Below are 22954 nucleotides of genomic sequence, written 5' to 3'. Positions count from 1 at the left end.
AAGGACCCTGAATTTGTACGGGTCGTATTGGGAGATCAATATGTAAGCATGACTGAAGCCAACATAGAAAAAGGTGATCCTATGGCTGTGTACAAGACATCAAGACAAGCTGATATGTTCCTTGGAATTACCCTGAACAATGTCAAAGTTGACTTCTTCACCTTTGCCAGCGGCCTCGTATTGGGTATTGGTTCCATATTGATTATGTTCTACAATGGAATCATGGTTGGCGTATTCCAATTTTACTTTGTGCAGAAAGATTTATTTATTGATTCTGCATTGACTATATGGCTTCATGGAACACTGGAAATGGCCGGCATGGTGCTTGCTGGTGCTGCAGGTATCAGACTTGGCAGCGGACTTGTATTTCCGGGAACCTATTCCCGCTTACAGGCATTTCAGGTATCTGCCATGAATGGCTTCAAGTTATTAATGGGTACCATTCCGATTACCATATTTGCAGCCATCATTGAAAGCTTCTTAACCCGATATACAGAAACTCCGGATATCATCAGGTTTATATTGATTCTCTTATCCCTGTCTTTTATTATAGGCTATTTTATTGTGTATCCTATACTAAAAAGTAAACGTGGGTTTTCTTCCCAAATCAGGCAAATAAAAATTCAGGCGGATAATTTCATTGCTCCAAGTACTGAAGCTATTCTGGAATTAACCGAGCTCATCCGTTATTCTTTTTCACTGTTCCATCACTTTTTCTTCTCAAACGTAAAAGTTAAATCACTGGCACTACTGCTTTCGTTTGGCCTGCTGATCTATGCATTGAATGATTATTTACTTGAAAATACCGACCCAACCAAATGGTCATTCTTTACTTATTTCTTTGAAGCAGATTTGCCGATGTATGTACATATCATGCACATCTTCAATCTTTCGCTGTTATTATTTTTTGCTGCATTTAATATTTACGGGATTACAAAGACACCAAGAATATCTACAGGCAAATTTGTATTAAAGCATTACTATAAAGCCCTTATAACAGCAGCACTGATCTACCCGATCGCGTTAATTGAAGAGCCATTTCTATTATTGCTCGCACTGCTTGCTGCAAGTCCGGCGTTAATCGTGATACTGGCAGTTTCTATAACAGAAGATCTTATGTACCCAAGTGCAATAGGCAGGGCTTTCTCTTATATGAAAAAAGAATACATGTCGCTGATAGGATTGTTTGCCTTATTAAGCTTGTGTATGATTCTTTACTACGCAGTTATTGAATCACCGATTACTTATATCTTCATTGAGTTTGTTGTATTCAATGTAGATATAGCACCTGAAGCTATGCGTTGGGTCTACATCGGCTTTTACACCATCTTCCATTACAGCGGCTTCTTCTATATTATTCCTCTGTGCCTGTATGGCACCATGTGGAAATTATATAGTTTAAAAGAAATCAAAAATGCCGAAGCACTTACCAATAAAGTTCATTTTCTCTGGAAGTAGCATGAAAAAAACAGTCTTCATTTTCTGCCTTTCAGTTTTTGTTTTCTTAAACAGTCCCTTGCTTTATAGTCAGCAAACGAAGGACTATAAAGCCAATACGCTGGATAAGGATAAATGGAAAACGCTTTCAGAAGAATTAGATTATACCGAAGAAAAAAAACCGAAGGAGAAACCCCAAGAGTATAAGCACGAAGAAAAAAGTTCCGGAATGGATTTTTCAGGGCTTGCTCCTCTTTTTAAGGTTCTGGGTTTCATTCTTATTATTGGTATCATCGGTTTTATTCTTGCAAGGCTTTTACCTACACTTTTATATAAAAACAGCGCAGTTGTAAAGTCCAATATCGATATAGAATCTGAAGAAGAACTTCATGAAGAAAATATTGCTGAATGGCCGCTGCAGAAACTGCTGAATAAATATATCACCGACGGAGATATACGCAACGCAATCCGGATCTATTACTTGATGTCGTTACAGTTACTGCATTTAAACGGCCATATTAAATGGGAGAAGGATAAAACAAACAGCAAATACATATTGGAATTTTCTTCTCATCCGCAAGCATCAGACTTTTCTAATCTTACCAGCATTTATGAAACGACCTGGTATGGAAATTTTCAATTGAATGAAAGCATGTTCGATGTAGCAAAAAATCAGTTTTTAATGTTCAACAACCAATTCCCGCTGCCTGATGAAAAATAGATCATGGATTGCCTGGGTAATTATTGGAATCCTGTTAGCAATTGCAATAGGGTTCTGGTTGCTGGCGAATGCACAGAAAAATATAAACTGGACAGAGCATTACAAATCTGATTCCAAAGATCCGTATGGCACGTATTTGTTGAAAGAACTTGTTAAGTACAAATATGCAGACGACTTTACAGACATAACAAAAACCATCGACAAAGATCTACCTGCCGATGTTGTAAATGCCAACTATATATATATCGGTAACTATTTCAATACACTGACCAATCACGAACAAAAGTCCTTGTTCGAGTTTGTTGAAAGAGGAAATAATGCCTTTATAAGCTCAACGCAACTTCCTTATTCAATGGGTTATCTATTGAAAAACGGAGGCACATTTTCTTTTGATAGTGTCGACTATACAATTTCATATCCGGATTCTGTAACAGGTAACACTCCTGCAGCAACATCCACTGAATTTGAAGAACATATTGATGAAACAATAGGTGAAGAATCTTCAGAAGAAACCGAGACGGAGGAGTATACAAATGAAGAAGGAATAGCTACCGTGACGGATACTTTGTTTGAAGAAGATTATGCAGATGCAGATGTTTACGAAGACGATACGCTTATAACAACTGATTATGTTGATTCTGCTGTTGCTTCCGTTGACACAATCGCTGCAATAGCTCTACAGCAGGAAGATTCAATCAGGAACAGCTACATTACACATTTGGCCGCTGTGGAAGACAATTATATTGTACCACAGTTAAAAAAACCATTACCCAATACACCAGGAAACTATTCATTTGAGGTGCCGAAACAGGCATCCTTTCTTGCTTTAAAACCCTATAGTCGGGTAAGCATCCCCGTATCGGAAAAACTTGATTCATCCGTTGCAGTATTTTCCATGCTAAATGACCACACATATAATTATGTCCGTATCCCTTACGGAAAAGGCTACCTGTATGTATTTACAACACCTATCCTATTGACGAATTATTTTGTAAAAGAAAAACAGGGATTGAGTCATGCAGAAGAAATACTGTCAGTTTTATCAAACGGTAAATTATTCTGGGATGAAGTGCCGGCAATCAACAGGCAGGAAAGTGAATCAAGCCGGCCACGGACGCCTTATTTAAAATACGTTTTGGCTGTTGAGCCGCTTCGCTGGGCATGGTATTTATTATTAGCAACAGTACTGATCTATATATTGTTTGAAAGCAAACGCAAGCAACGGATCATTCCGGTTATTGAGCCGGTAAACAATACCAGTATTGAATATGTACAAACAACAGGACGTTTATATGCGCAGATCGGAAATCACAGAAAGCTGATCCAACTGAACATGCGTTTATTTATTTCAACCATACAACAAAAGTATGGCGTTAAAATAAATCTGGATAATCCTGCTTCCGTGCAATGGCTGGCGACCAAGTCAGGTATAGAAGCACAACGGTTTATACAGTTACAGGAAGAATACAAGCGTATCACACTTCCGGGCCATGAAATGAAAACCAAAGACCTTCATCTATTTTACCAACAACTGCAATTCATCTATAAAAAAATACAGAACTAATGGAAGATACATTTTCGTTTACCCAGGATGATTCTTACAACAAAGTCAACAATATGGTTTTGCGTGTAAAAAATGAAATACACAAAGTAATTATCGGTCAGGAAGAGATGATTGACCTGATGCTGGCAGGTATTTTTTCAGGCGGTCACGTATTGCTTGAAGGTGTGCCTGGCATTGCTAAAACAGTTACAGCCAAAACGCTGGCCAAAACGCTCGCGGTATATTTTAACCGTATTCAGTTTACGCCGGATCTAATGCCAACAGACGTAATCGGTACAACCATTTTCAATGTCAAAACATCCGAGTTTCAATTCAACAAAGGGCCGATCTTTTCAAACATCGTACTGATTGATGAGATCAACCGTTCACCTGCCAAAACACAGGCTGCCCTTTTTGAAGTAATGGAGGAAAAGCAAATTACAGTTGATGGGGTACGCCATGTATTACAGTTTCCGTTTTTCGTTATTGCCACACAAAACCCGATTGAGCAGGAAGGCACGTATAAATTACCGGAAGCGCAGCTCGACCGTTTTATATTTAAAATAAAATTATCATATCCTTCTTTTGAAGAAGAGAAAAGAATTCTTCGCCGTTTCAAAGAAGATTTTACAAACAAAATTTCACAGGATGTAGCAGAAATATTGAATTTTCAGGATCTGCAGTTCATTGCCGAGCATATTGAAAAAATTCATATTGAAGAACATTTACTGGATTACATCGGCCAGATTGTATTCAATACAAGAAACCATCCGGACTTATATTTAGGTGCATCTCCAAGAGCATCCCTTGCAATCCTGAAGACGTCAAAGGCTATAGCAGCCATGCGCGGCCGCAGCTTCGTAATACCGGAAGATATTCAATATGTCGCTTATCCGGTTTTAAATCACAGAATTATTTTGACTCCTGAAAAAGAAATGGAAGGAGATACTACTGAAAGTGTGATCAAATCAATCATTGAAAAAATTGAAGTTCCAAGGTGAGATCTTTCTTTAAACATATCTTTTTAACAGGAAGGTTCTTTACAGGAATAGCAGCAATATTGTTGCTATTCATACTGTCCTATCCTTTCTCTATTTTATTGGTACCTGCTAAGGTATGTTTATTGATCTTTGGATTGATAAGTATTGCAGATGCATTCTTCCTGTTTAGTCCGTCAATAAAATTTGCATGTATGCGCAAGGCACCTTCAGTATTGTCGCTGGGCTCTGACAACTCAATAAAATTAGGCATCCGCAACATGAGTACGATTACTTTTGAGATTGTGATCCAGGATGAACTACCTGTTCAATTTCAGGAAAGATCCTTTCAGATCAAAACGGTTTTACAGGGAAATGAAAAACAGAATATTCAATACACCGTAAAGCCATTAACCCGTGGCGAGTATGAGTTTGGAAATATTCTGCTGTTTATTAAAAGTAAACTGGGGCTCGTCAATAGAAGAGTAGAGATCCCAGCTGCACAAACAATCGCTGTTTACCCGTCAATCCTGCTGATGAAACAGCTGGAATTAAAAACGTTCACACGAATTTCTCATCATTACGGCATCAAAAAGTTACGCCGTATCGGACATAGTTATGAGTTTGAACAAATCAAAAATTATGTGCGGGGTGATGATTACAGAAGCATCAACTGGAAAGCCACCAGCAGACGAAGTGAGTTGATGGTAAATCAATACGAAGAAGAAAAATCACAACAGATCTTTTGCGTGATTGATAAAAGCCGGAGCATGCGCATGCCTTTCGATGGATTAACCCTGCTTGACCATTCCATTAATACAGCACTTGTTTTAAGCAATACTGCCTTAAAGAAAGATGATAAAGTTGGCTTGCTGACTTTCAGCAATACGATCAACCGTTTTGTAAAATCCGATAAAGGCAGCAGGCAACTAAAAAATATTTTAGAGGCTTTATATAAAGAAAAAGAACACATCCTGGAATCAAACTATGAGCTTCTTTACCAGGCAATACGTACATCCGTGAAGGGGCGCAGTTTGTTATTCCTATTTACCAATTTCGAGAGCTACCAGGCCCTGGAAAGAGTTCTTCCTTACCTGAGAAGAATCAACACTTCGCATTTGCTGGTTGTTATATTCTTTGAAAATACAGAACTGAGTAATTTTGCTTTAACGGATGCCAAAGACACTGAAGAGATCTATCAGCAAACAATGGCAAAAAAGAATATGCAGGAAAAAATTCTTATTGTGAATGAACTTAAGAAATACGGTATACAATCTATCCTGAGCAAACCTGAAGCATTACCGTTAAACTCAATCAATAAATACCTGGAACTAAAAGCCAGAGGCTTGATCTGATCTATAATTTACGCACAGCTTGCTGCAGTTCTTTTTCTATATAGGAAAATTCACGTGACATGTTTTGAGGCATATTGTTTAGGTCAAACCAGGCCACCTCTTCAAATTCATCTTTAATAGAAGGCAGCGGAATGTTTCCTGTATACTGCATTGATACAAGAAAAATAATATTAACAGCTTGCGAAGATGTGTACTCAACTGAAACGGGAATTTTATTATCCCGCTTATAAGCATGCAATACATCTGTAAAATCCTTCGTTAAAAACAACTCCTCTCCCAACTCTCTCAATCCAGCCTCAAAATCCGTTTCCCCGGCTTCCACTGAACCACCGGGAATCCACCAGAAAGATTCATTTGAGGATACCCTTCTTCCCAACAGCAATCTGTATACACTTTCAGAAACCTTATGGACAAATAAAACTTTAGCCTTCCGCTTCATCTCTTTTTAATCTAACTGGATAAACAAATAAGATACAATTTAAGTCTTTGAAATGGGGAATCAGTCTGTTCTCTCAAAATTATATCATATATCGCCGCATTTAACAGTTCTAAAATTCCGATGTTCATATTATTAATTCAATAAATGTAATTTCCGTAAAAAATATTCCTGTTTTTTTTCAACAATTCATACAAATATTACAATATCCGGAATCCGTATAATCTTGTAAGAGGCTCTTTTTGCAGGCTTAAACAATGGCCAAATTTAACCGAAAAAGGCCTTTTTCATTTTTTTAATACTATTATCATCCTATTAAAAGTTTCTTTTTGAGCTGTTTTTGCACTTTCCTGAAGCAAAAAATACAATACTTAAGATTTAACCTTTTTTTAAAACTCAACCAATAATAATTAACATACGTTAATAAATTTAATAAAAATTGGAAATTACCAATGAAAAATATAAAGCAAATAATATTAACATTTTTAATAACAATGCAAGCAGGTTTTGTAGCGAATGCACAATGCCCTGCTGATCCATCTGCTGCTTGTACTTCTACCATAAGCTCAAGTACGGCGACACCCATCACGGCTAATTCCGGAGATGTAATCTGTATAACCGGCGGTACCCAAAGCGGGGCTGTTGTTATAAACAGCGGCGGTCAGATCATTGTTTCGGGTGGTACAATAAGCAATAATATTTCGGTACTAAGCGGTGGTACATTAATTGCATCAGGCGGTACACTAAACAATGGTGCAACACTACCGACCGGAGCGAGCATGTTTATTAAAAACAATCCTACCATAAACGGTTCTATGACCGTGGCAGGTGGTACAATAAACGTATTAAGCGGCGGTACATTCAGCAAAGACGTTTCCGCAACAAGTGCCAGTGTAATTAATAACTGCGGTACTATTTCAGGTACAAGAAACTTCAACAGCAATGTTACGCTGAACAATTACTCATCTTCAAATTTAACATTGGGAAGCAACAGCAATATCCTGAACAACTTTGCCAATAACGTTACCATTCAATACAACAGCCCGGGCAGCCCTGGTAAATTCACGAACTCCGGTACTGGTGTGAATTTCAATATTACAAGCAGCTGGAACACCGGTTTTAATATTGCCAACGTTGCCGGTGCGAGTATTACCATGACTATGCCTGGTGCAAACGTTCCGAACGGAACAATCTTTGACAATGCAGGTACATTTACAGAATCCACAGCCATTGGTGGCGGTACGTTTACTATTAATAACAGTACGGGTGGTACATTCAACTTCAGCAGTAATGGTTCTTCCATCTCTCCTACCATTAACAACAGCGGTACCATCGGTGTTACCGGTAATGTTTATTTAGGTGGCGGCACAACCAATAACAACGGCACTATGACCTTCTCCGCTGAATTACGTGTAGATGGTGGTACGTTGAACTTAAATGCGAATTCAACAACAACAACGACTACCTTATATAAAAACAACGGTACCATCAATATGGGCGACCATAGTTTATTGAACATCACGCAGAATATCACCACGTTCAATGGTAGTTCAATCAATCTTACGTCAGGCTGTGCCACGGTAATGGGGAGTTCAACTCCATCCAATGTAAACGGAACTGTATTGAGCAATACCAATTTAAATTTCTGCGGATCTGCTCCTATGCAGGCTGGTGGTACAATCAATACCATAACCTCTGTTACTGATAACGGAAGCGGTGCATACAGAATCACGATGGCTTCAGGTCCGCTTGATAACCAGTTCATAGAAATCGCAGGTGTTACGGGTGTTAGCAACATGAACGGTTACTGGAAGGTGACGCGTATCAACGCTACAACATTTGACCTGATCGGTAGCACCTATACAACCGGTGCTTTATTTGGAAGCAGCCAGGTACAGATTAGTCAAAGTAACCTGAAATTAGGGACATCGACATATATTGGCTACTCCGGCTGTACAAACCCTTGTGCTCCTCTGCCAATCAGATTGGTTTCATTCAAGGCAACAAAGGTCGATGGAAGTGTATCTGTTGTATGGGAAACAGCAGAAGAAAAAAACAACAGATCTTATACCGTTCAGCGTTCTACAGATGGTATTCATTATACAGCCCTGGATGTTATTGCAGGTACAGGAAACAGCTCAAGCTTAAGATCATATTCTTACTATGACTTCAGTCCGCTGGAAGGTATTTCTTACTACAGATTGATGCAGACAGATTTCGATGGTAAAGTTTCGTATTCTTCTGTATCAGTAATCAATTTTGATACAAAGGCATCCTGGAATGTATATCCAAATCCCAGTATTGACGGCAGCTTTACAATAGAGTCGGATTATTCAGAAGCTGATGTTCTGTTTGTTGAAATTTGCGATGTTAGTGGTAATGTAATTAGAAAATATTCATCCGAAGAATACGAACAAGCAATTCATGTAACCGAAATGTCTTCCGGTTTATATATTGTAACGATTCAAACAACAACAAACGTAACATCTAAAAAATTAATCGTGAGATAATCATTTCACTTCATATACAATTAGAAAAGCCTTCGTTTGTGTCCTTCACAGATGAAGGTTTTTTACTTAATAAGCATTTTTTCCAGCCTCGCTAAATAAGCCGGATCATAAGTGGCCCCCAAGCCAATAGCTTCCGGTACCTCTATAATACCTGCATTTTTATAAACCAAACCTCCAATCACCGGATCTTCCTGAAACATCAGCGGTGTATCAAAATCAATATGTTTTATAACATCGCTCGTTAACGCTACGTGTGCGGCTGCCGTAAAGCCTAACCTGGATTCAAGAAAACCGCCCAATTGAACATCCATTACATGCCTTTCAGCGAGATCAATAATCTTCAAGGCCTTATCAATACCTGCAGATTTGCTTAATTTAATATTGAAGGAATCGACGGCCTGTATATTGATCAATCGTTGTGCATCAAAATGATCGCAGCAGGATTCATCAGCCATAACAGGAATCTTACTGGCTTTTCTTATCGCCGGCAATGCTTCATAAAGACTTCTTGAAACGGGTTCTTCGCAATGCTGGATGTTGAAAGGCGCCAATGCTTCCAGAATCTCTGCTGCATCCTGAACATTCCAGCCCTGGTTTGCATCGATCCGTATGATGATATCCGGACCAACAAGTTTTCTGATTTGTCTGATCCGTTCCACATCTTCTTCCTTCGTCCCGCCAAGCTTTACTTTAATGATTTTGAATCCCGCATACAGAATGGCTGCAGCATCAGCAAGCATCGTATCTATGGTATCAAGACTGATTGTATAATCTGTACGAAGCTGTTTGATATTGGTACCTCCCAGAAATTTGTATAAAGGCAGCTGCGCATATTGTGCCGCCAGATCATACATGGCAATATTAAAAGCACTCTTAATACAGGCGTTCCCATATATGATCGCATCCATGCGTGCAGCATTGACAGCGGTTTCCACAGCAGACACTCCTATCAATCCTTTAGCCAGATATTGCGCAACCATATAGGCGGTTTCCATGCTTTCTCCATGAATGGACATAAACGGGCTGCATTCACCAAAGCCTGTAAGTCCATCCGTTGTTTTTAAAACAACAACAACATTGGAAGCATAATCATAACTGCCTAATGAAATTTTAAACGGTTTTTTAAGTTTAACAGGAGCCTTATAAACTTCTATCTGCTGAATATGCATGAACAGGATTGGATTAAAAACAAATCGGCATGATTAAAAAAAAGCAAGCTTGTGAATTCACTGTCGGCGCACTCACAATTATTGTTGGAAAAAATGTTATGTGGCTTTTGACGGCTCAGATAAACGATTTTTTATGTAATCCATGAGTATATATCGGCCATTGACAATGTATACAAGCTTGCCTTACAAAGATACGAATAATATTGACAAGTTATAAAAAAGGGCCTTGCGAATTCGCAGGCCCTTTTCGTACGGAGATTAACCCGTAAATTATTTTTGAAGAATCGTAAATTCCACACGACGGTTTAACTGGCGGTTTTCCGCAGTATCATTACCTACGATTGGTTTCGTCATACCAAAACCTTTAGAAGTGATTCTATCAGCAGCAATACCTTTTGAAACAATGTAGTTCATAACGGCTTTTGCACGATTTTCAGAAAGAAGCTGGTTCTTTTCGGGATTTCCCTGGTTATCTGTATGCCCTTCAATTTCAATTTTCATTTTAGGGTTTTCGTGCAATAGTTTTACAACTTTATCAAGTTCGTAGTAAGACTCAGGAAGCAGTTCATATTTGCTTGTTTCGAAGTAGATGTGATTCAGTTTAATGCTTTGTCCTACTTCGATTGGTACCAGGTAATAATCACGCGTGATCTCTGTATATTCATTTTTAGCACCTACCGTAATCGTATCGTATTCAGGAACGAAGCCTTCAGCAAAAACGTCTACAGAATAGTTGTGACCGAATGGAAGAATGATTTTATACTGACCAGTTTCGTGATCGGTATGACCTACACCTTCGTCTGAATTATCCGGGTAGATTTTATATTCAATCGTAGCATTTAAAATCTGCTCTTTTGTTTTGGCATTGTAAATCTTACCATCATATAATGCAACCGGTTTGGGTTTGTGTTCTTCTTTCAGTTTGAAAGCAATGATATCTGCACTACCCATTGAATTCAGATCCGAAACCATGTAAGCATATTCACCTTTTGCATCTGTTACATAATATGCATCTTTTGAAGCTGTATTCACATGCGGTCCCATGTTTACCGGTACAGACCAGCTTAACCAGGAAGTGTCAGACAAACGTTCTGTTTTATAAACATCTGTCATACCTAAACCATTCGGACGATCGCTTGAGAAGTACAATGTCTTGTTATCAGAAGCCAGGAATGGAGCAAATTCATTGTATTGTTCAGTATTGATGGTTGCGCCCAGTTTCACCGGTTTTGTAAAAGAACCGTCTTCTTTCTGTGTACTTACAAACAAATCGTATAGTGTACATTTTTTCTTGTTGCACATCGTAAAAATGATTGCGTTACCATCGTTTGATAAATAAGCTCCATCATTTATACCAAGATTTACTTTTTCTATTTCATCAATGAAAAGCATTTGCGGATCTGTCCACCCTTCTTTTGTCATGCGGGTCAATGAAAAACCTTTACCTACATATTTGCCTTCATTGTAAGCCCCTCTGATCAACAGGGTATTACCATCGGCATTTACAGACCATACGCAGTTCGCATCCAGTTGATTGATTTTATCGTCAGCGCGTTTTGCCGGCATCCAGTTTCCAAGGCTGTCTCTTTCAGAGTGCCATATATCCTGTTGATTTTTATTCTCCGGATGTCCATCACGAACATAAAACATCATTTTACCATCGGCAGAAATACGGGGGGTAAGTTCTGTAGATGTGGAGTTAATGTTTGGCCCTAAGTTCTGATGCTGATACAATGAACTGGAGTCTTCTTGTGCATACAAAATGTGGCTTGCCAAAAATAAGGCCGAAAACAAGGTCTTTTTCATTTTTCGTTTGTTTATTATTTTATCGCTATAGTAGCTACGATACGTTCTAAATTACTAGTTTGAATATAATTATACAAACATAGCGTTCAGTTTTGGAATTAAATTACCTGGTTTTTCAGTCTATTTTTCATACCTGAACGTCATTTAAACGGAGAAACAGTTACTTAGAGAACTTCCAGTTGCGCAGTGATTGTTTTAAAGTCCGGCCGCCGTTCAATGAGTCTGTCCATACAAGTATCGCGCAGCATGCACAGTACATCTTTCAGCCGCGATCCGGCCGGCACAAATTGCAGCAGATCATCCAGCAGGCAACCAAATGCCCGCACTTCTATCCCCTCACAAAGCAAAGCTATCCCGGGCCGCTTTCTGTCATACACTGTAGCAGCGCCAAAATCACCGAACAAGGGATGTGCATCAGCATTTATAAGAATATTATGTGCATATAAATCTCCGTGCATAATACCCCGCGCATGCAATTGCTGAGCAGCCGAAGCTATTCCTTTTGTAATACGGACGATCTGCTCAATGGTAAACTGCGTATCTGCACCGAAAGTATCCCTGGTGCAGGTAACGAAGGAAGGCGGCCCTCCCAGATTCACATAACCGGCATCGATCAGTTCCATTACAAGTCCCGGTTTATGAAATGGGTGACCGTCGATTATACCTAATACTTTTACAAGGTTATCATGGCTGCCGGCCTGCAAGCATGCCTGCATTTCATCTTCCGGCAAGCCATCACTGGTTACAGCCCCCTTAAAAATTTTAACGGCAACAGGCTTCGGCGCAGCCGTATCCCGAGCTTGCCAAAGAGCTTTAGAAATAATACCCGATGCGCCTTCTCCAAGCTGTTCCTGAATAGAAAGTTGCTGCCATGGAATAGATTCAAGTGTATGATTAACGGTAATCGCCGACTGGCAAGGGTTGCTCGAATACGCCAACCAGGCCAGCTTTGGCAATGTTACAAGCCAATCAGGTAAGCGGCTGATCCGGTTTGAAGAAATGCGCAGCAGCTCAATATTGATACATGCAGCCATTGCATCAGGTAATGTTTGTAAACAATTTCCGGCCAGCATAACCTTCTGCAACTTTGTACAAGCGCCGATGCTTACAGGCAAAGCTTCGATACAGTTGTCTGTCAGAATTAACCAGCGAAGATTCACAGGAATTGATTCTTCAGGAATGGTTTTGATCCGGTTAGCCTTAAAGCCAATAATATCAATATGAGCCAACGTTTTCAGTACCGCCGGGAAAACAGTAAACTGATTCATCGACAGAAAGAGAATTTTCAGTTTCTTTAATACATAAAATGTATCAGGCAGTGTATTTAATTCATTCCCGGACAGATCCAGCACTTCCAGGGTATCTGCATGTTCAAAAATTTCTTCCGGAAACACTGTTAATCCTTCAGACAATTTTATATTAGTAAGATTTTTTAAACTACCGGATTTTAATTGGGCAAGTGTATGCATTACAAATTTGAATCTTGTTTAGGCAATAATGCTTTAATTAATATTGCCGCCATTTCATCAGACGTCTTAGTTGAGCAAACGTGCTTATTCATCTTCAGCAGGTGTCCGGAATAAAATCCCGGTTTCTCTTCAATATCCTCCGATTTCCATACACTTTTGCATTCAACCAGGTGATAGCACTGATAGATCACGTCGTACACAATCAATAGATGCGCATTCTGATGCGAATAATCAAAACAGCTCAGAAAGACCGGGAAATCAAACAGGTTTAAACCTCTGAGTGTAGGAATGATATTGGCTTCAAAAAATGTATAATTAAACATAGCTGCCGAAATCTCTGCATCCTTAAGGCGCTGCTCCATCCTGGTCAGCATGGACACCATGGTCTGATACGGGTTCGCTTCAGGTACAAATGTATCAATGGGCTCCCAGGCATTTGTTTCCAGCCTCAGGTAAGATAAACTTTCTCTACCGATCTGTAGTTTATAATCAAATGCCGGATAAAAGGGCGCAAAATATCCGGGATAAAAAAAATCAAACTGATTATTTTTACAGTATTGCAGTTTCAATAAGATCAGATATTTACCCAGGCTGTATCTTTTATATTCCGGATCATAAAACGAAATAATCCCGGCAACACTTTTTAATCCGGCATCAAAATATCCAAGCGCTATTAATTTTCCGTTATCAAAAAGTGTGATTTCAAGCGTGGGAAAAATATCCGCGGTTGAATCTCCGTACAGCAGTGTTTGTAATGACTGCGCGGCAGAAAATGTAACACCGGTTTTATACTTTTGAAACAATGCTTCTTTCTCAGGTGTAATACTTGCCTGCTGAATAGAAACTGTAAAACCTGCATTTAACTTAGCAAGCTTAGCAAGACCTTTTTCCGGTTCAAGTGTGCGGATGTTTATCCGCAGCCAGATTGCACTGTATAATTGATCATCAAAATTTAAAAAATTTGTTGTAAAGATCCGCTGCCCGTTTCTAAACCAGCCCTCCAGAAGATATTCGTCTAATTCTTCTTTTGAAAGAGACTCCGGATAGTGAACTTGAGCAAACATGTATAAACGATACTGTTAAATTATATTCTGTAAAAAACACCTCCGGAAAAATCCAATTGGATGGCATTGGAATAACTGCCTAAACCAACGCTGGGGCCTCCGGTACCTACTCCAACACCTATACCTAATCCATTTAAGGAAGATTGAATCCTCGCCTGCACCTTAATTCCAAAATTATCTTTAATAAAATATTTTAGTCCTCCCTGCAAGCCAACCGCCAGTTGGGTTTGAGCACTTACATTTGCTACCTGCACAGAACGGCTGATAAAACCAAACGATGTCGAAAAGAAAGGAACCAGATCCGGATTTTCTATCCTGAATGATTTTACAATACCAAACATCACATAGGTTTGTGAATACTTTGTAGTTGTATCTGAAAACCCATTATAGGATTTATATGTTATGGTTGAAAATAATGTATTTACGTTGAGTTCATACATAATCCGTTCATTTCTGATATATGCGCCGGAAATTGTATAAACAGGTGAATTCCGTACTTTGGAATTGTAATTACCAAAAGTAATCATCCCGCCGGCCATGCCTGCTGCCTCTGCATAATAAGCCTTATTTCCTGAATATACCTGTGCAGAACAGAAACCTGAAAGTGCCGGGATCAGCAGCAGTACAGGAAACACCCTACAGGACATGAATTTTATCATCATTCTTAAAAAAGAAACAGCCAGACAGATTATGTTCAAAATTATAAATTAATATCGGAATATAAATGGTTTTATCCCAGCGCACCGTGTATAAATAATATGAAATATCATTCCATATAATCCACCGGATTCATTCCTGGAATATCAACTCTTACACCTGCAATGCGTATCTTTGCCGGATTGATTTAACCTTTTCTTATTGCCCGGCACAATCATTTAAACCATAGCAGCATACATGAATTCCCATATATACGGTATAGATTTCGGCACATCCAACTCAGTGTTATCCATATTCAATGAAACAACTCATGAAATTGCAACAACGCTGTCCATTCCTTCCATTCTATACTTCCCGGACGAATATGATCCTGCATTGCCGCTGAAATATTTTGTAGGCTCCGCTGCCATTGAACAGTATATAGCAGATGGCATGAAAGGAAGATTTATGAAGTCCATAAAACGTGTACTGCCACGAACAAATTTTGTTGAAACCCGCATCCACAATAAAAGCTTTACTGCAGCCGGACTTATCACGCTTATCTTAAAAGAACTGAAAACGAAAGCTGATGCAATTGTTGGATATGATTGTAAAAAAGCAATTTTAGGAAGACCTGTTTTCTTTGACGATGAAAGTAGCATTAATGACTCCATTGCGCAGAAGCGATTGCTGCAGGCGGCCAATCAGGCTGGTTTAACAGAGATCCGTTTTCAGTTTGAGCCGATCGGCGCGGCATTTGCTTATGAAAAAATAATTTCCAGAAAAGAAAAAGTATTGGTTGCTGATCTTGGCGGCGGCACAACCGATTTTACCTTTATTGAACTGGATCCGGCTAAAAGCATGGAGAAAGACCGCCGAAAAGATATTCTTGCAACAGGTGGTATTTATATCGGCGGCGATAGTTTTGATTCGGCGTTTATGTGGGAAAAAGGAACACCTTATTTTGGCAGAGGTGTTATGTACGAATCCATGCCCGGTAAGCTCGTAGATGTACCACCCAGCTTCTTTAGTAATATTTGCTCCTGGGAAAAAATGAATTTCTTTAATGGATTAAAGGTACAGAATGACCTGAGGCAGTACTACAGTTATTCCAAACAAAATGAAAAACTGAAAAACCTGATTACATTGACAGAAAATAACCTGGGCTATTCCATCTTCCAGTCCATCGAAAAAACAAAAGTAGATTTATCTCAACTGGATACTTCGCTATTCGAGTTCAATAAATTTGGCATCAACATCCACAACGCCATCACACTTGAAGAATACAACAAAATTATAAACCGTGATCTTTCCAAAATTGATCAATACCTCAATACATTCTTAAGCAAAAACAATATTAAACCGGAAGATATTGACAGCTTATTCCTGACAGGCGGAACGTCGATGGTACGGGCGGTTAAGCAGTTATTTAACACAAAGCTGCCACATGTAAAAGTTAAGTCTGATGATAATTTTATCAGCGTAGCAAAAGGCCTGGCGTATAGTGGTTATTTGTTCCAATAAAACGTATCAAAATTACTTCGGTTTACCCTGTGAGGCTATACATATTCGACCCCGCTGGGGTCGTGCTATAATAAATATGCTGCTTTATACTACTATTAAAATTGTATTGAGATATTAATAGTATTTATCAGGGTAGATCTAAAATTATTTATTACGCTTGAACATATAACTTATTCCCACTGTTAAATGGAAGGCATAGGGCTTTTGCTTACTAAGATCACTTTTGGAATAAATAGATGTTAAAAAATAATTGAACGTTGGTGCTGCACAGAGCTGCAGGTTTTCACCGACTGAATAAGAAAGCTCCGCATGCACCGGCAAAACCAGGCCAGTACTGCTATATGTATGCACGTGTGGATTTTTGCTTAAATTATCCGGAGAATGGAAATACATAAATGGTTCTACATATGTAGATTTTTTAGAAACTAAAAATGCCACTGCAAAACCGGAATGAACAGATAAACCAAATTTATTACTGACAGGAAAACTATAACCTGCCATAAACGGCAGCATGATATAATTATAGTGGTTTATATACTTATGTTCAATCTCTTCAGGTTGAGGACCTCCCGGTGGCGGGCTGTAGATGATTTCAATGAAAGAGCCTTTTTCTCCAAACGTCATATAGCTGATGCCGCTTCTGAACGAAAGTCTTTGAGAAGGCATGTAATACGTTACGTTCGCTCCGAATGTATAACTGGCAATACTGCTTTCATCGGCATTCCTTTCTGTTACAAAAATATCCTGGCTCGAAAGAGTCCGGTATGAAACACCGCCGCCGCCAAAAACACCTACAGAAAATTTATTCTTTGTATAAATTCTATTTATGTAATGATATTTCTGTCTTGTTTCTCTTACATCAATGGTATCACGTCTGCCATTGGAAGAGACCACAATCATAGAATCAGGCGTTCTTTTTTTACCAAACACCCGATAAAAATATTTTGAATATTTTTTATCCCGCACATATTCTCCGCTACTACTTTTGTGATCAGATAAATAAATCGTATCAACGATTATGGCTGCAGGTAGGGTGTCTGCAGGTGCTGCCGCTGTAGAATCCTGAACCGGAGTTGTTACAATCATTTCATTTTTTTTCAATACAATCTGGGTGCCTATAATCAGATATTTCAGATCTGCCTGCTTACAGATTGAATCCAATACAACAGATAACGATTGGGGACCCGCAGCAATGTGCATTTGCTTATGCAGCGGCAGGTCATCATTTATATAAGAAAAATTAATTTGATAAGCGGCAGATAATCTTATTAGACATTCTTTTAAAGAATGGTTTGTAAGATCAATGGTTACAAGTGTATCCGTTACTTTATGGGCGGCAGGCTCCTGCTGGGCCATGGAGTTGAATGCAAACAGAAAAACAAAACAAGAAGTAACTATTGCAGACAAGAACTTATTTGCATCCGTTTCCAGACAAAATAAATTCTTTACTTTTTTGATTAAAAGACAAATTAAACGAAACCGATAAAACTTGTAATATTTCATCAATATTATTTCTTTCAAATGTTCCTGTAAAGTGACAATTCAATATTTCAGAATTATGTGCTATTAAAGTAACATTGTAATATTTTTCAAGTGTCTCAAATACACTATCCAGTTTGGTATTATTGAATACAATTCTTTGAGTAACCCAATCATTATAATTAATATCCTGAATCGTATTTTGTTTAAAATCCGATCCTCTTTTAATTACCGCTGAGCTCCCTGCAAAAATAGCTATTCTATTGTTATTTTCTAATAAAGATTTGCACTCTGCCTTGCCTGAAGAGACAGTAATTTCATCACTGCCGCGCTCTATATCAGAGTTAATGATAAAGGATGAACCCTGAGCCTCTATTTGAGATAAGTTGCCCAAAACTGTAAGTTTCTCCTCTGCAGAGGCAGGAATCTCAAAATATACTTCTCCTGCAACATGTACCGTTTTATCGGACATAAAATCTGCTGTATAGGAAATACTGCTATTCCTGTTTAAAAGTGCCGTGCTCCCATCAGGCAAACGCACACGCTTGCGATCATCCGCAGATGTAATCTGATTAACAATTTCTTTTTCAGTTTGCGGAGCACTATGTGAATAGACTAACGGCTGCTTTTTATTTTTTTCAACGTCCGTTACTGAATACGCAGCAACATGATTATCCGGAACAGCATTCAATTGTGTTTCTTTAATATTCGAAGTTGTAACCGTTTTTTCAGCATTGGTCTGCATAAGTAGCAAAACTGTAACAGCAACAACAGTAACAGAGCCCGTGATAGCAATTCCATATATCCATTTTTTTACTGTATAGAATGTGTTTGCCTGAACTTTTTGGGAAATAGCCTCCCAGGAAGCCGGCTGAACTTCAGCTTCAATATCATATAACCCTTCTTTGAAAAGGTCATCAATATCATGTCTTTCGTCTTTCATTATACCTTACTATTATAGTTAAATAGTATTTGTTGAATTATTTTTCTCGATCTGTAAAGTTGAGATTTAGAAGCACTTTCAGTAATATTTAATATTTCGGCAATCTCCTTATGTGAATATCCTTCTATTGCATACATATTAAATATAACTCTTAATATATCCGGCAGATTTTCCAGAATCTGCAGTAAGTCTCTTTCATGCATGGGTTCGAATCCATCTTTTACAAACACTTCCTGTTCTCTCAGATCGTCGTAAGAGCTCTTCTCATCCAGACGCAAATTCTTTTTATATGTATCAATTGCAGTATTTACAATAATCCTGCGAACCCAACCATCAAAAGAACCTTCACCATTATACTTTTTCAAATTCAGGAAGACCTTTACAAACCCATCCTGAAAAACATCTTCTGCAGCTTCTTTTGATTTTACATAGCGCAAACATACGCTTTTCATTCTACCTGCATAGTAACTATATAGCTTCTCCTGCGCCTTTCTGTCTCCTTCGATGCAAAGCTTTATAATACTACTGTCCAGCATTTATTAGAATAGAATGTATTAAGTAAATGGTATAAATTAAACCTTATTTATATAGACACCTAAAAGGTAGCAGTCGTCACAAATTGTCCTTAATATTCCAATAATAAACATTCATTCAATCATTTTATAAAAAACATTCAGTTGAATTTTCTATTAAACATATTGATAATGAAGGATTAGCCTATTCGAAAGATTGAAAATATAACTTTTTAAATATTTTTTGTCACCATTTCCATAAAATACCGTCTATAATACTAAGGAACCCCAATTATCTCCCCAGGATATTTATGAAGACTAGCAGAAGTATAAAATGGTTATTGGCACTATTCATTATCATTCTCATCCACCCGTTGACCCATGCCCAGGTCAACACGCCGGCGACGGCAACCGTCCCCTTCGGTTCTAAAATAGCCGCTTCGGCAAGCCCGTATGCGTATGGTATTGTGCCTACAAATTTGCCTACCGGTGCTTATACACCGGCAAGTAATCTATATGGAAAATCACAGGATGCCTACAACGCCTACAACACATGGAAATCAACCTATGTACAGGCTTGCGGAAGTCAATACCGGGTATTATTTGATGACGGTTCATCCACCGTTTCAGAAGGCATCGGTTATGGTATGTTACTGGCAGCCTATGCTGCGGATAAGGCCTTATTTGATGGTTTATGGGCATACTACAAAGCCAATTCAAATGGTAACGGATTGATGAACTGGAAAATGAGTGGCTGTACAGGAACTGCCGGATCCAACGGCGCTACTGATGCCGACCTGGATGCTGCCATGGCACTTATTGTCGCTTCAAAACAATGGCCATCCTCTACAAGTCCCTATACATACAGCACGGAAGCAACTACGCTGATTACTGCTATAAAAACCTATGAAATTCATAACACCTCTTATCAGGCAATCAATGGTGATGGCTGGGGAATGGGCTCTACCTGCCGGAATCCAAGTTACCAGGCACCTGCTTATTACAGACAATTTGCCACACAGGTGTCTTCACAGGCTACTACATGGAACAATGCGGTAACAGCCGCTTATACATTATTAAATGCAAACAGAAATACGACAACGGGACTGGTAAGTAACTGGTCTGATCCAAGCGGAGCTCCCAATTCATGCAATGGTTCCAACGAATATGGATATGACGCCTGCCGAAACCCATGGCGCATGGCTGTTGATGTATTGTGGACAGGTAACAGTACTGCACAAACAAACTTCTGTGTTCCGATTGCCAGCTATGTAAACGGAAAAGGCGCTTCAGGCGCTGGCGGCCCTGTGGCTCAATCCGGCGGAAGCGGGACAGTGAACGCAACTTTCGTATCCACTTATGCTGCCGGCATCTGCGGTGCTACATCTACCTACCAGACCATCATGAACAGCATGTACACCAAAACAGTAGGAACTGTTGATGCATCGGGTTACTTTGGGAATACACTGAGAGTAATTTCATTATTCGTGCAGACCGGAAATTTCTGGAACCCAAGTACATTAGCTGCCAGCCCGGTAACAGCAACACTTACATCACCAGGGGCAGGTAACTATAATGAAGGATCAACTGTAACACTTACAGCTACAGCAACCACAACAACCGGAACCATTTCCAAAGTAGAATTCTATGATGGAGCAACACTTATCGGTACAGCAACATCTTCCCCGTACAGCATCTCCTGGATAATCAACAATTCCGGCAGCCGCTCAATCACTGCAATCGCATATAACTCAAGCTCGCAAACCGGCACAAGCTCTCCGGTAATATTAAACGTTTACAAAGCAATCAACCAAACCTCTACCGCTCCTGCCATCGATGGAACAGTAGATGCGATCTGGAGTTCAAATAATGCCGGCAGCTTAAACAATATCATCAGCGGAACGATCACGAATGCTGCCGATCTTTCCGGTACGTTCAAGGCATTGTGGGATAATACTTATATCTACTTATTGGTAGATGTAACGGACAATACCCTGATTAATGACAGCGGAACAAATAAATATGATGATGATAACATTGAAGTGTTTTTTGATATCGGAAATACAAAAGCAACAACCGTCGGAAGCAATTATTTTCAATATATGTTCCGCTGGAACGACGCTACCGTAACAGAAGCCAACAGTAAATCCACTACAGGCATTACCTTTGCACACGTAACAAAAACAGGCGGTTATATTACGGAAATCCGTATTCCATGGTCAACAGTCAGCAATACACCTGCGGTTAATCAATTAGTCGGATTTGATGTAGAGGTTGATGATGATGATGACGGTGGCACACGTGATGGCAAAATGTCCTGGTATGCAAGTGCAGACCAGGCATGGACAAATCCTTCCTATGCAGGAACGGCAGTCTTATTAGGTTCATCCTGCACCCTTCCTTCAGCAGCAGGTTCTATCACAGGTTCAACATCGGTTTGTGCCGGTACAACTGGTGCAACATATAGCATTACTGCTGTAAGCAATGCGACAGGCTATACATGGACAGTTCCAGCGGGAGCCAGTATCACAGCAGGTTCCGGAACAAACAGTATTACTGTTACAATGGGTACAACCAGCGGAACCATATCGGTAACTCCGACAAACAGCTGCGGAAACGGAACAAGTGCATCAATAAGCGTTACCGTAAACGCAACGGTGACACCATCGGTAACGGCTAGCTCTTCTGCAACCACGATCTGTGCCGGAACAAGTATTACTTTAACAGCGGCGCCAACAAACGGCGGTACTGCCCCTACTTACCAATGGAAAAAAGGCGGCACAGCCATCTCCGGCGCTACCAATGCAACATACACGACAACAACAGCTGCAAATAATGATAGCTATACTGTAACGATGACAAGCAATGCCACTTGTCCGTCGACTCCAACAGCAACAAGTGCTGCGGTAGTGATTACTGTAAATGCAGTAGTGACACCATCGGTAACGGCTAGCTCTTCGGCAACCACGATCTGTGCAGGTACAAGTATTACTTTAACAGCAGCGCCAACAAACGGCGGTACTGCCCCTACTTACCAATGGAAAAAAGGCGGTACAGCCATCTCCGGCGCTACCAATGCAACATACACGACAACAACAGCTGCCAACAACGATAGCTATACCGTAACCATGACAAGCAATGCCACTTGTCCATCGCCGGCAACAGCAACAAGTACTGCGGTAGTAATTACTGTAAATGCAGTAGTCACACCATCGGTAACGGCTAGTTCTTCTGCAACCACGATTTTTTCCGTAACAATTATTAATTTAACAGTTTCGCCATCAAACTGCGGTTCTGATCCTAATTACCAATGGAAAAAAGGCGGTACAGCCATCTCCGGTGCTACCAATGCAACATACACGACAACAACAGC

General features: G+C 39.5%; 17 protein-coding genes. 8 read left to right on the top strand and 9 right to left on the bottom strand.

Translation table 11 applies throughout. The features are described from left to right. The 5 genes from ACTHJT_RS08435 to ACTHJT_RS08415 all read left to right on the top strand — a co-directional run. Positions 1-1458: stage II sporulation protein M (locus ACTHJT_RS08435; protein ID WP_440237582.1), on the top strand; the 1458-nt coding region annotated here is incomplete at its 5' end. 1 nt (position 1459) lies between these two features. Then, a complete protein-coding gene (locus ACTHJT_RS08430; RefSeq protein ID WP_440237581.1) occupies positions 1460-2158 on the top strand; it encodes a hypothetical protein in 699 nt (232 codons plus the stop codon). After that, complete coding sequence (locus ACTHJT_RS08425) at positions 2148-3722, top strand: hypothetical protein (RefSeq protein WP_440237580.1); 1575 nt, start codon at positions 2148-2150, stop codon at positions 3720-3722. The genes ACTHJT_RS08430 and ACTHJT_RS08425 overlap by 11 nt, the downstream gene beginning before the upstream one ends. Further along, positions 3722-4702, top strand: coding sequence for an AAA family ATPase (locus ACTHJT_RS08420; protein WP_440237579.1), 981 nt, complete (start codon positions 3722-3724; stop codon positions 4700-4702). Before ACTHJT_RS08425 ends, ACTHJT_RS08420 begins: the two co-directional genes overlap by 1 nt. After that, a complete protein-coding gene (locus ACTHJT_RS08415) occupies positions 4699-6033 on the top strand; it encodes a DUF58 domain-containing protein (protein WP_440237578.1) in 1335 nt (444 codons plus the stop codon). Before ACTHJT_RS08420 ends, ACTHJT_RS08415 begins: the two co-directional genes overlap by 4 nt. Position 6034: 1 nt before the next feature. On the opposite strand, the gene ACTHJT_RS08410 is transcribed toward ACTHJT_RS08415, so the two are convergent. Then, positions 6035-6472 (bottom strand): NUDIX hydrolase, encoded by a 438-nt coding sequence (locus ACTHJT_RS08410; RefSeq protein WP_440237577.1) that lies wholly within the window; start codon positions 6470-6472, stop codon positions 6035-6037. Positions 6473-6963: 491 nt separating this feature from the next. Between ACTHJT_RS08410 and ACTHJT_RS08405 the strand changes: the two genes are divergently transcribed. Beyond that, positions 6964-8979, top strand: coding sequence for a T9SS type A sorting domain-containing protein (locus tag ACTHJT_RS08405; RefSeq protein WP_440237576.1), 2016 nt, complete (start codon positions 6964-6966; stop codon positions 8977-8979). 62 nt (positions 8980-9041) lie between these two features. Here ACTHJT_RS08405 and ACTHJT_RS08400 read toward each other — a convergent pair whose 3' ends face one another. The 5 genes from ACTHJT_RS08400 to ACTHJT_RS08380 form a co-directional block, all read right to left on the bottom strand. Then, a complete protein-coding gene (locus ACTHJT_RS08400; protein ID WP_440237575.1) occupies positions 9042-10148 on the bottom strand; it encodes a mandelate racemase/muconate lactonizing enzyme family protein in 1107 nt (368 codons plus the stop codon). Positions 10149-10418: 270 nt separating this feature from the next. Continuing rightward, the gene (locus ACTHJT_RS08395; protein ID WP_440237574.1) at positions 10419-11954 is read right to left on the bottom strand and encodes an OmpA family protein; all 1536 of its coding nucleotides are present in this window, start codon (positions 11952-11954) and stop codon (positions 10419-10421) included. A 164-nt stretch (positions 11955-12118) separates the two neighbouring features. Then, positions 12119-13423, bottom strand: a complete 1305-nt coding sequence (locus tag ACTHJT_RS08390; protein WP_440237572.1) for a leucine-rich repeat-containing protein kinase family protein — start codon at positions 13421-13423, stop codon at positions 12119-12121. Continuing rightward, the gene (locus tag ACTHJT_RS08385) at positions 13423-14487 is read right to left on the bottom strand and encodes an arginyl-tRNA--protein arginylyltransferase (protein ID WP_440237570.1); all 1065 of its coding nucleotides are present in this window, start codon (positions 14485-14487) and stop codon (positions 13423-13425) included. The genes ACTHJT_RS08390 and ACTHJT_RS08385 overlap by 1 nt, the downstream gene beginning before the upstream one ends. Before the next feature lie 20 nt (positions 14488-14507). Further along, complete coding sequence (locus tag ACTHJT_RS08380; RefSeq protein WP_440237568.1) at positions 14508-15149, bottom strand: hypothetical protein; 642 nt, start codon at positions 15147-15149, stop codon at positions 14508-14510. 232 nt (positions 15150-15381) lie between these two features. Here ACTHJT_RS08380 and ACTHJT_RS08375 point away from each other — a divergent pair, with 232 nt between their 5' ends. Next, positions 15382-16647: an Hsp70 family protein gene (locus tag ACTHJT_RS08375; protein WP_440237566.1), complete on the top strand. Its 1266-nt coding sequence runs from the start codon at positions 15382-15384 to the stop codon at positions 16645-16647. A 144-nt stretch (positions 16648-16791) separates the two neighbouring features. On the opposite strand, the gene ACTHJT_RS08370 is transcribed toward ACTHJT_RS08375, so the two are convergent. Genes ACTHJT_RS08370 through ACTHJT_RS08360 form a run of 3 tightly spaced genes read right to left on the bottom strand, consistent with a single transcriptional unit; the run spans position 16792 to position 19605 of the window. Next, positions 16792-18054, bottom strand: a complete 1263-nt coding sequence (locus tag ACTHJT_RS08370; protein ID WP_440237565.1) for an outer membrane beta-barrel protein — start codon at positions 18052-18054, stop codon at positions 16792-16794. A 4-nt stretch (positions 18055-18058) separates the two neighbouring features. Next, complete coding sequence (locus tag ACTHJT_RS08365; RefSeq protein ID WP_440237563.1) at positions 18059-19069, bottom strand: FecR family protein; 1011 nt, start codon at positions 19067-19069, stop codon at positions 18059-18061. Next, on the bottom strand, positions 19069-19605 hold the full coding sequence (locus ACTHJT_RS08360; protein WP_440237562.1) for an RNA polymerase sigma factor: 537 nt from the start codon (positions 19603-19605) through the stop codon (positions 19069-19071). Before ACTHJT_RS08360 ends, ACTHJT_RS08365 begins: the two co-directional genes overlap by 1 nt. A 287-nt stretch (positions 19606-19892) precedes the next feature. Between ACTHJT_RS08360 and ACTHJT_RS08355 the strand changes: the two genes are divergently transcribed. Next, a partial coding sequence (locus ACTHJT_RS08355) for a glycosyl hydrolase family 8 (protein WP_440237560.1) occupies positions 19893-22954 on the top strand: 3062 nt, incomplete at its 3' end.

It is taken from the genome of Cytophaga sp. (genome assembly GCF_051961495.1).
Lineage (GTDB): Bacteria > Bacteroidota > Bacteroidia > Cytophagales > Cytophagaceae > Cytophaga.
Note: the sequence above shows the minus strand (reverse complement) of the source record. Positions and strands in the feature narration are given on the sequence as shown.

What these genes read in the sequence shown, in the direction of transcription:
- ACTHJT_RS08385 (WP_440237570.1), bottom strand. Translation starts at nt 14,487, where the DNA reads ATGTTTGCTCAAGTTCACTATCCGGAGTCTCTTTCAAAAGAAGAATTA.
- ACTHJT_RS08420 (WP_440237579.1), top strand. Translation starts at nt 3,722, where the DNA reads ATGGAAGATACATTTTCGTTTACCCAGGATGATTCTTACAACAAAGTC.
- ACTHJT_RS08365 (WP_440237563.1), bottom strand. Translation starts at nt 19,069, where the DNA reads ATGAAAGACGAAAGACATGATATTGATGACCTTTTCAAAGAAGGGTTA.
- ACTHJT_RS08430 (WP_440237581.1), top strand. Translation starts at nt 1,460, where the DNA reads ATGAAAAAAACAGTCTTCATTTTCTGCCTTTCAGTTTTTGTTTTCTTA.
- ACTHJT_RS08400 (WP_440237575.1), bottom strand. Translation starts at nt 10,148, where the DNA reads ATGCATATTCAGCAGATAGAAGTTTATAAGGCTCCTGTTAAACTTAAA.
- ACTHJT_RS08390 (WP_440237572.1), bottom strand. Translation starts at nt 13,423, where the DNA reads ATGCATACACTTGCCCAATTAAAATCCGGTAGTTTAAAAAATCTTACT.
- ACTHJT_RS08395 (WP_440237574.1), bottom strand. Translation starts at nt 11,954, where the DNA reads ATGAAAAAGACCTTGTTTTCGGCCTTATTTTTGGCAAGCCACATTTTG.
- ACTHJT_RS08360 (WP_440237562.1), bottom strand. Translation starts at nt 19,605, where the DNA reads ATGCTGGACAGTAGTATTATAAAGCTTTGCATCGAAGGAGACAGAAAG.
- ACTHJT_RS08425 (WP_440237580.1), top strand. Translation starts at nt 2,148, where the DNA reads ATGAAAAATAGATCATGGATTGCCTGGGTAATTATTGGAATCCTGTTA.
- ACTHJT_RS08380 (WP_440237568.1), bottom strand. Translation starts at nt 15,149, where the DNA reads ATGATGATAAAATTCATGTCCTGTAGGGTGTTTCCTGTACTGCTGCTG.
- ACTHJT_RS08405 (WP_440237576.1), top strand. Translation starts at nt 6,964, where the DNA reads ATGCAAGCAGGTTTTGTAGCGAATGCACAATGCCCTGCTGATCCATCT.
- ACTHJT_RS08375 (WP_440237566.1), top strand. Translation starts at nt 15,382, where the DNA reads ATGAATTCCCATATATACGGTATAGATTTCGGCACATCCAACTCAGTG.
- ACTHJT_RS08410 (WP_440237577.1), bottom strand. Translation starts at nt 6,472, where the DNA reads ATGAAGCGGAAGGCTAAAGTTTTATTTGTCCATAAGGTTTCTGAAAGT.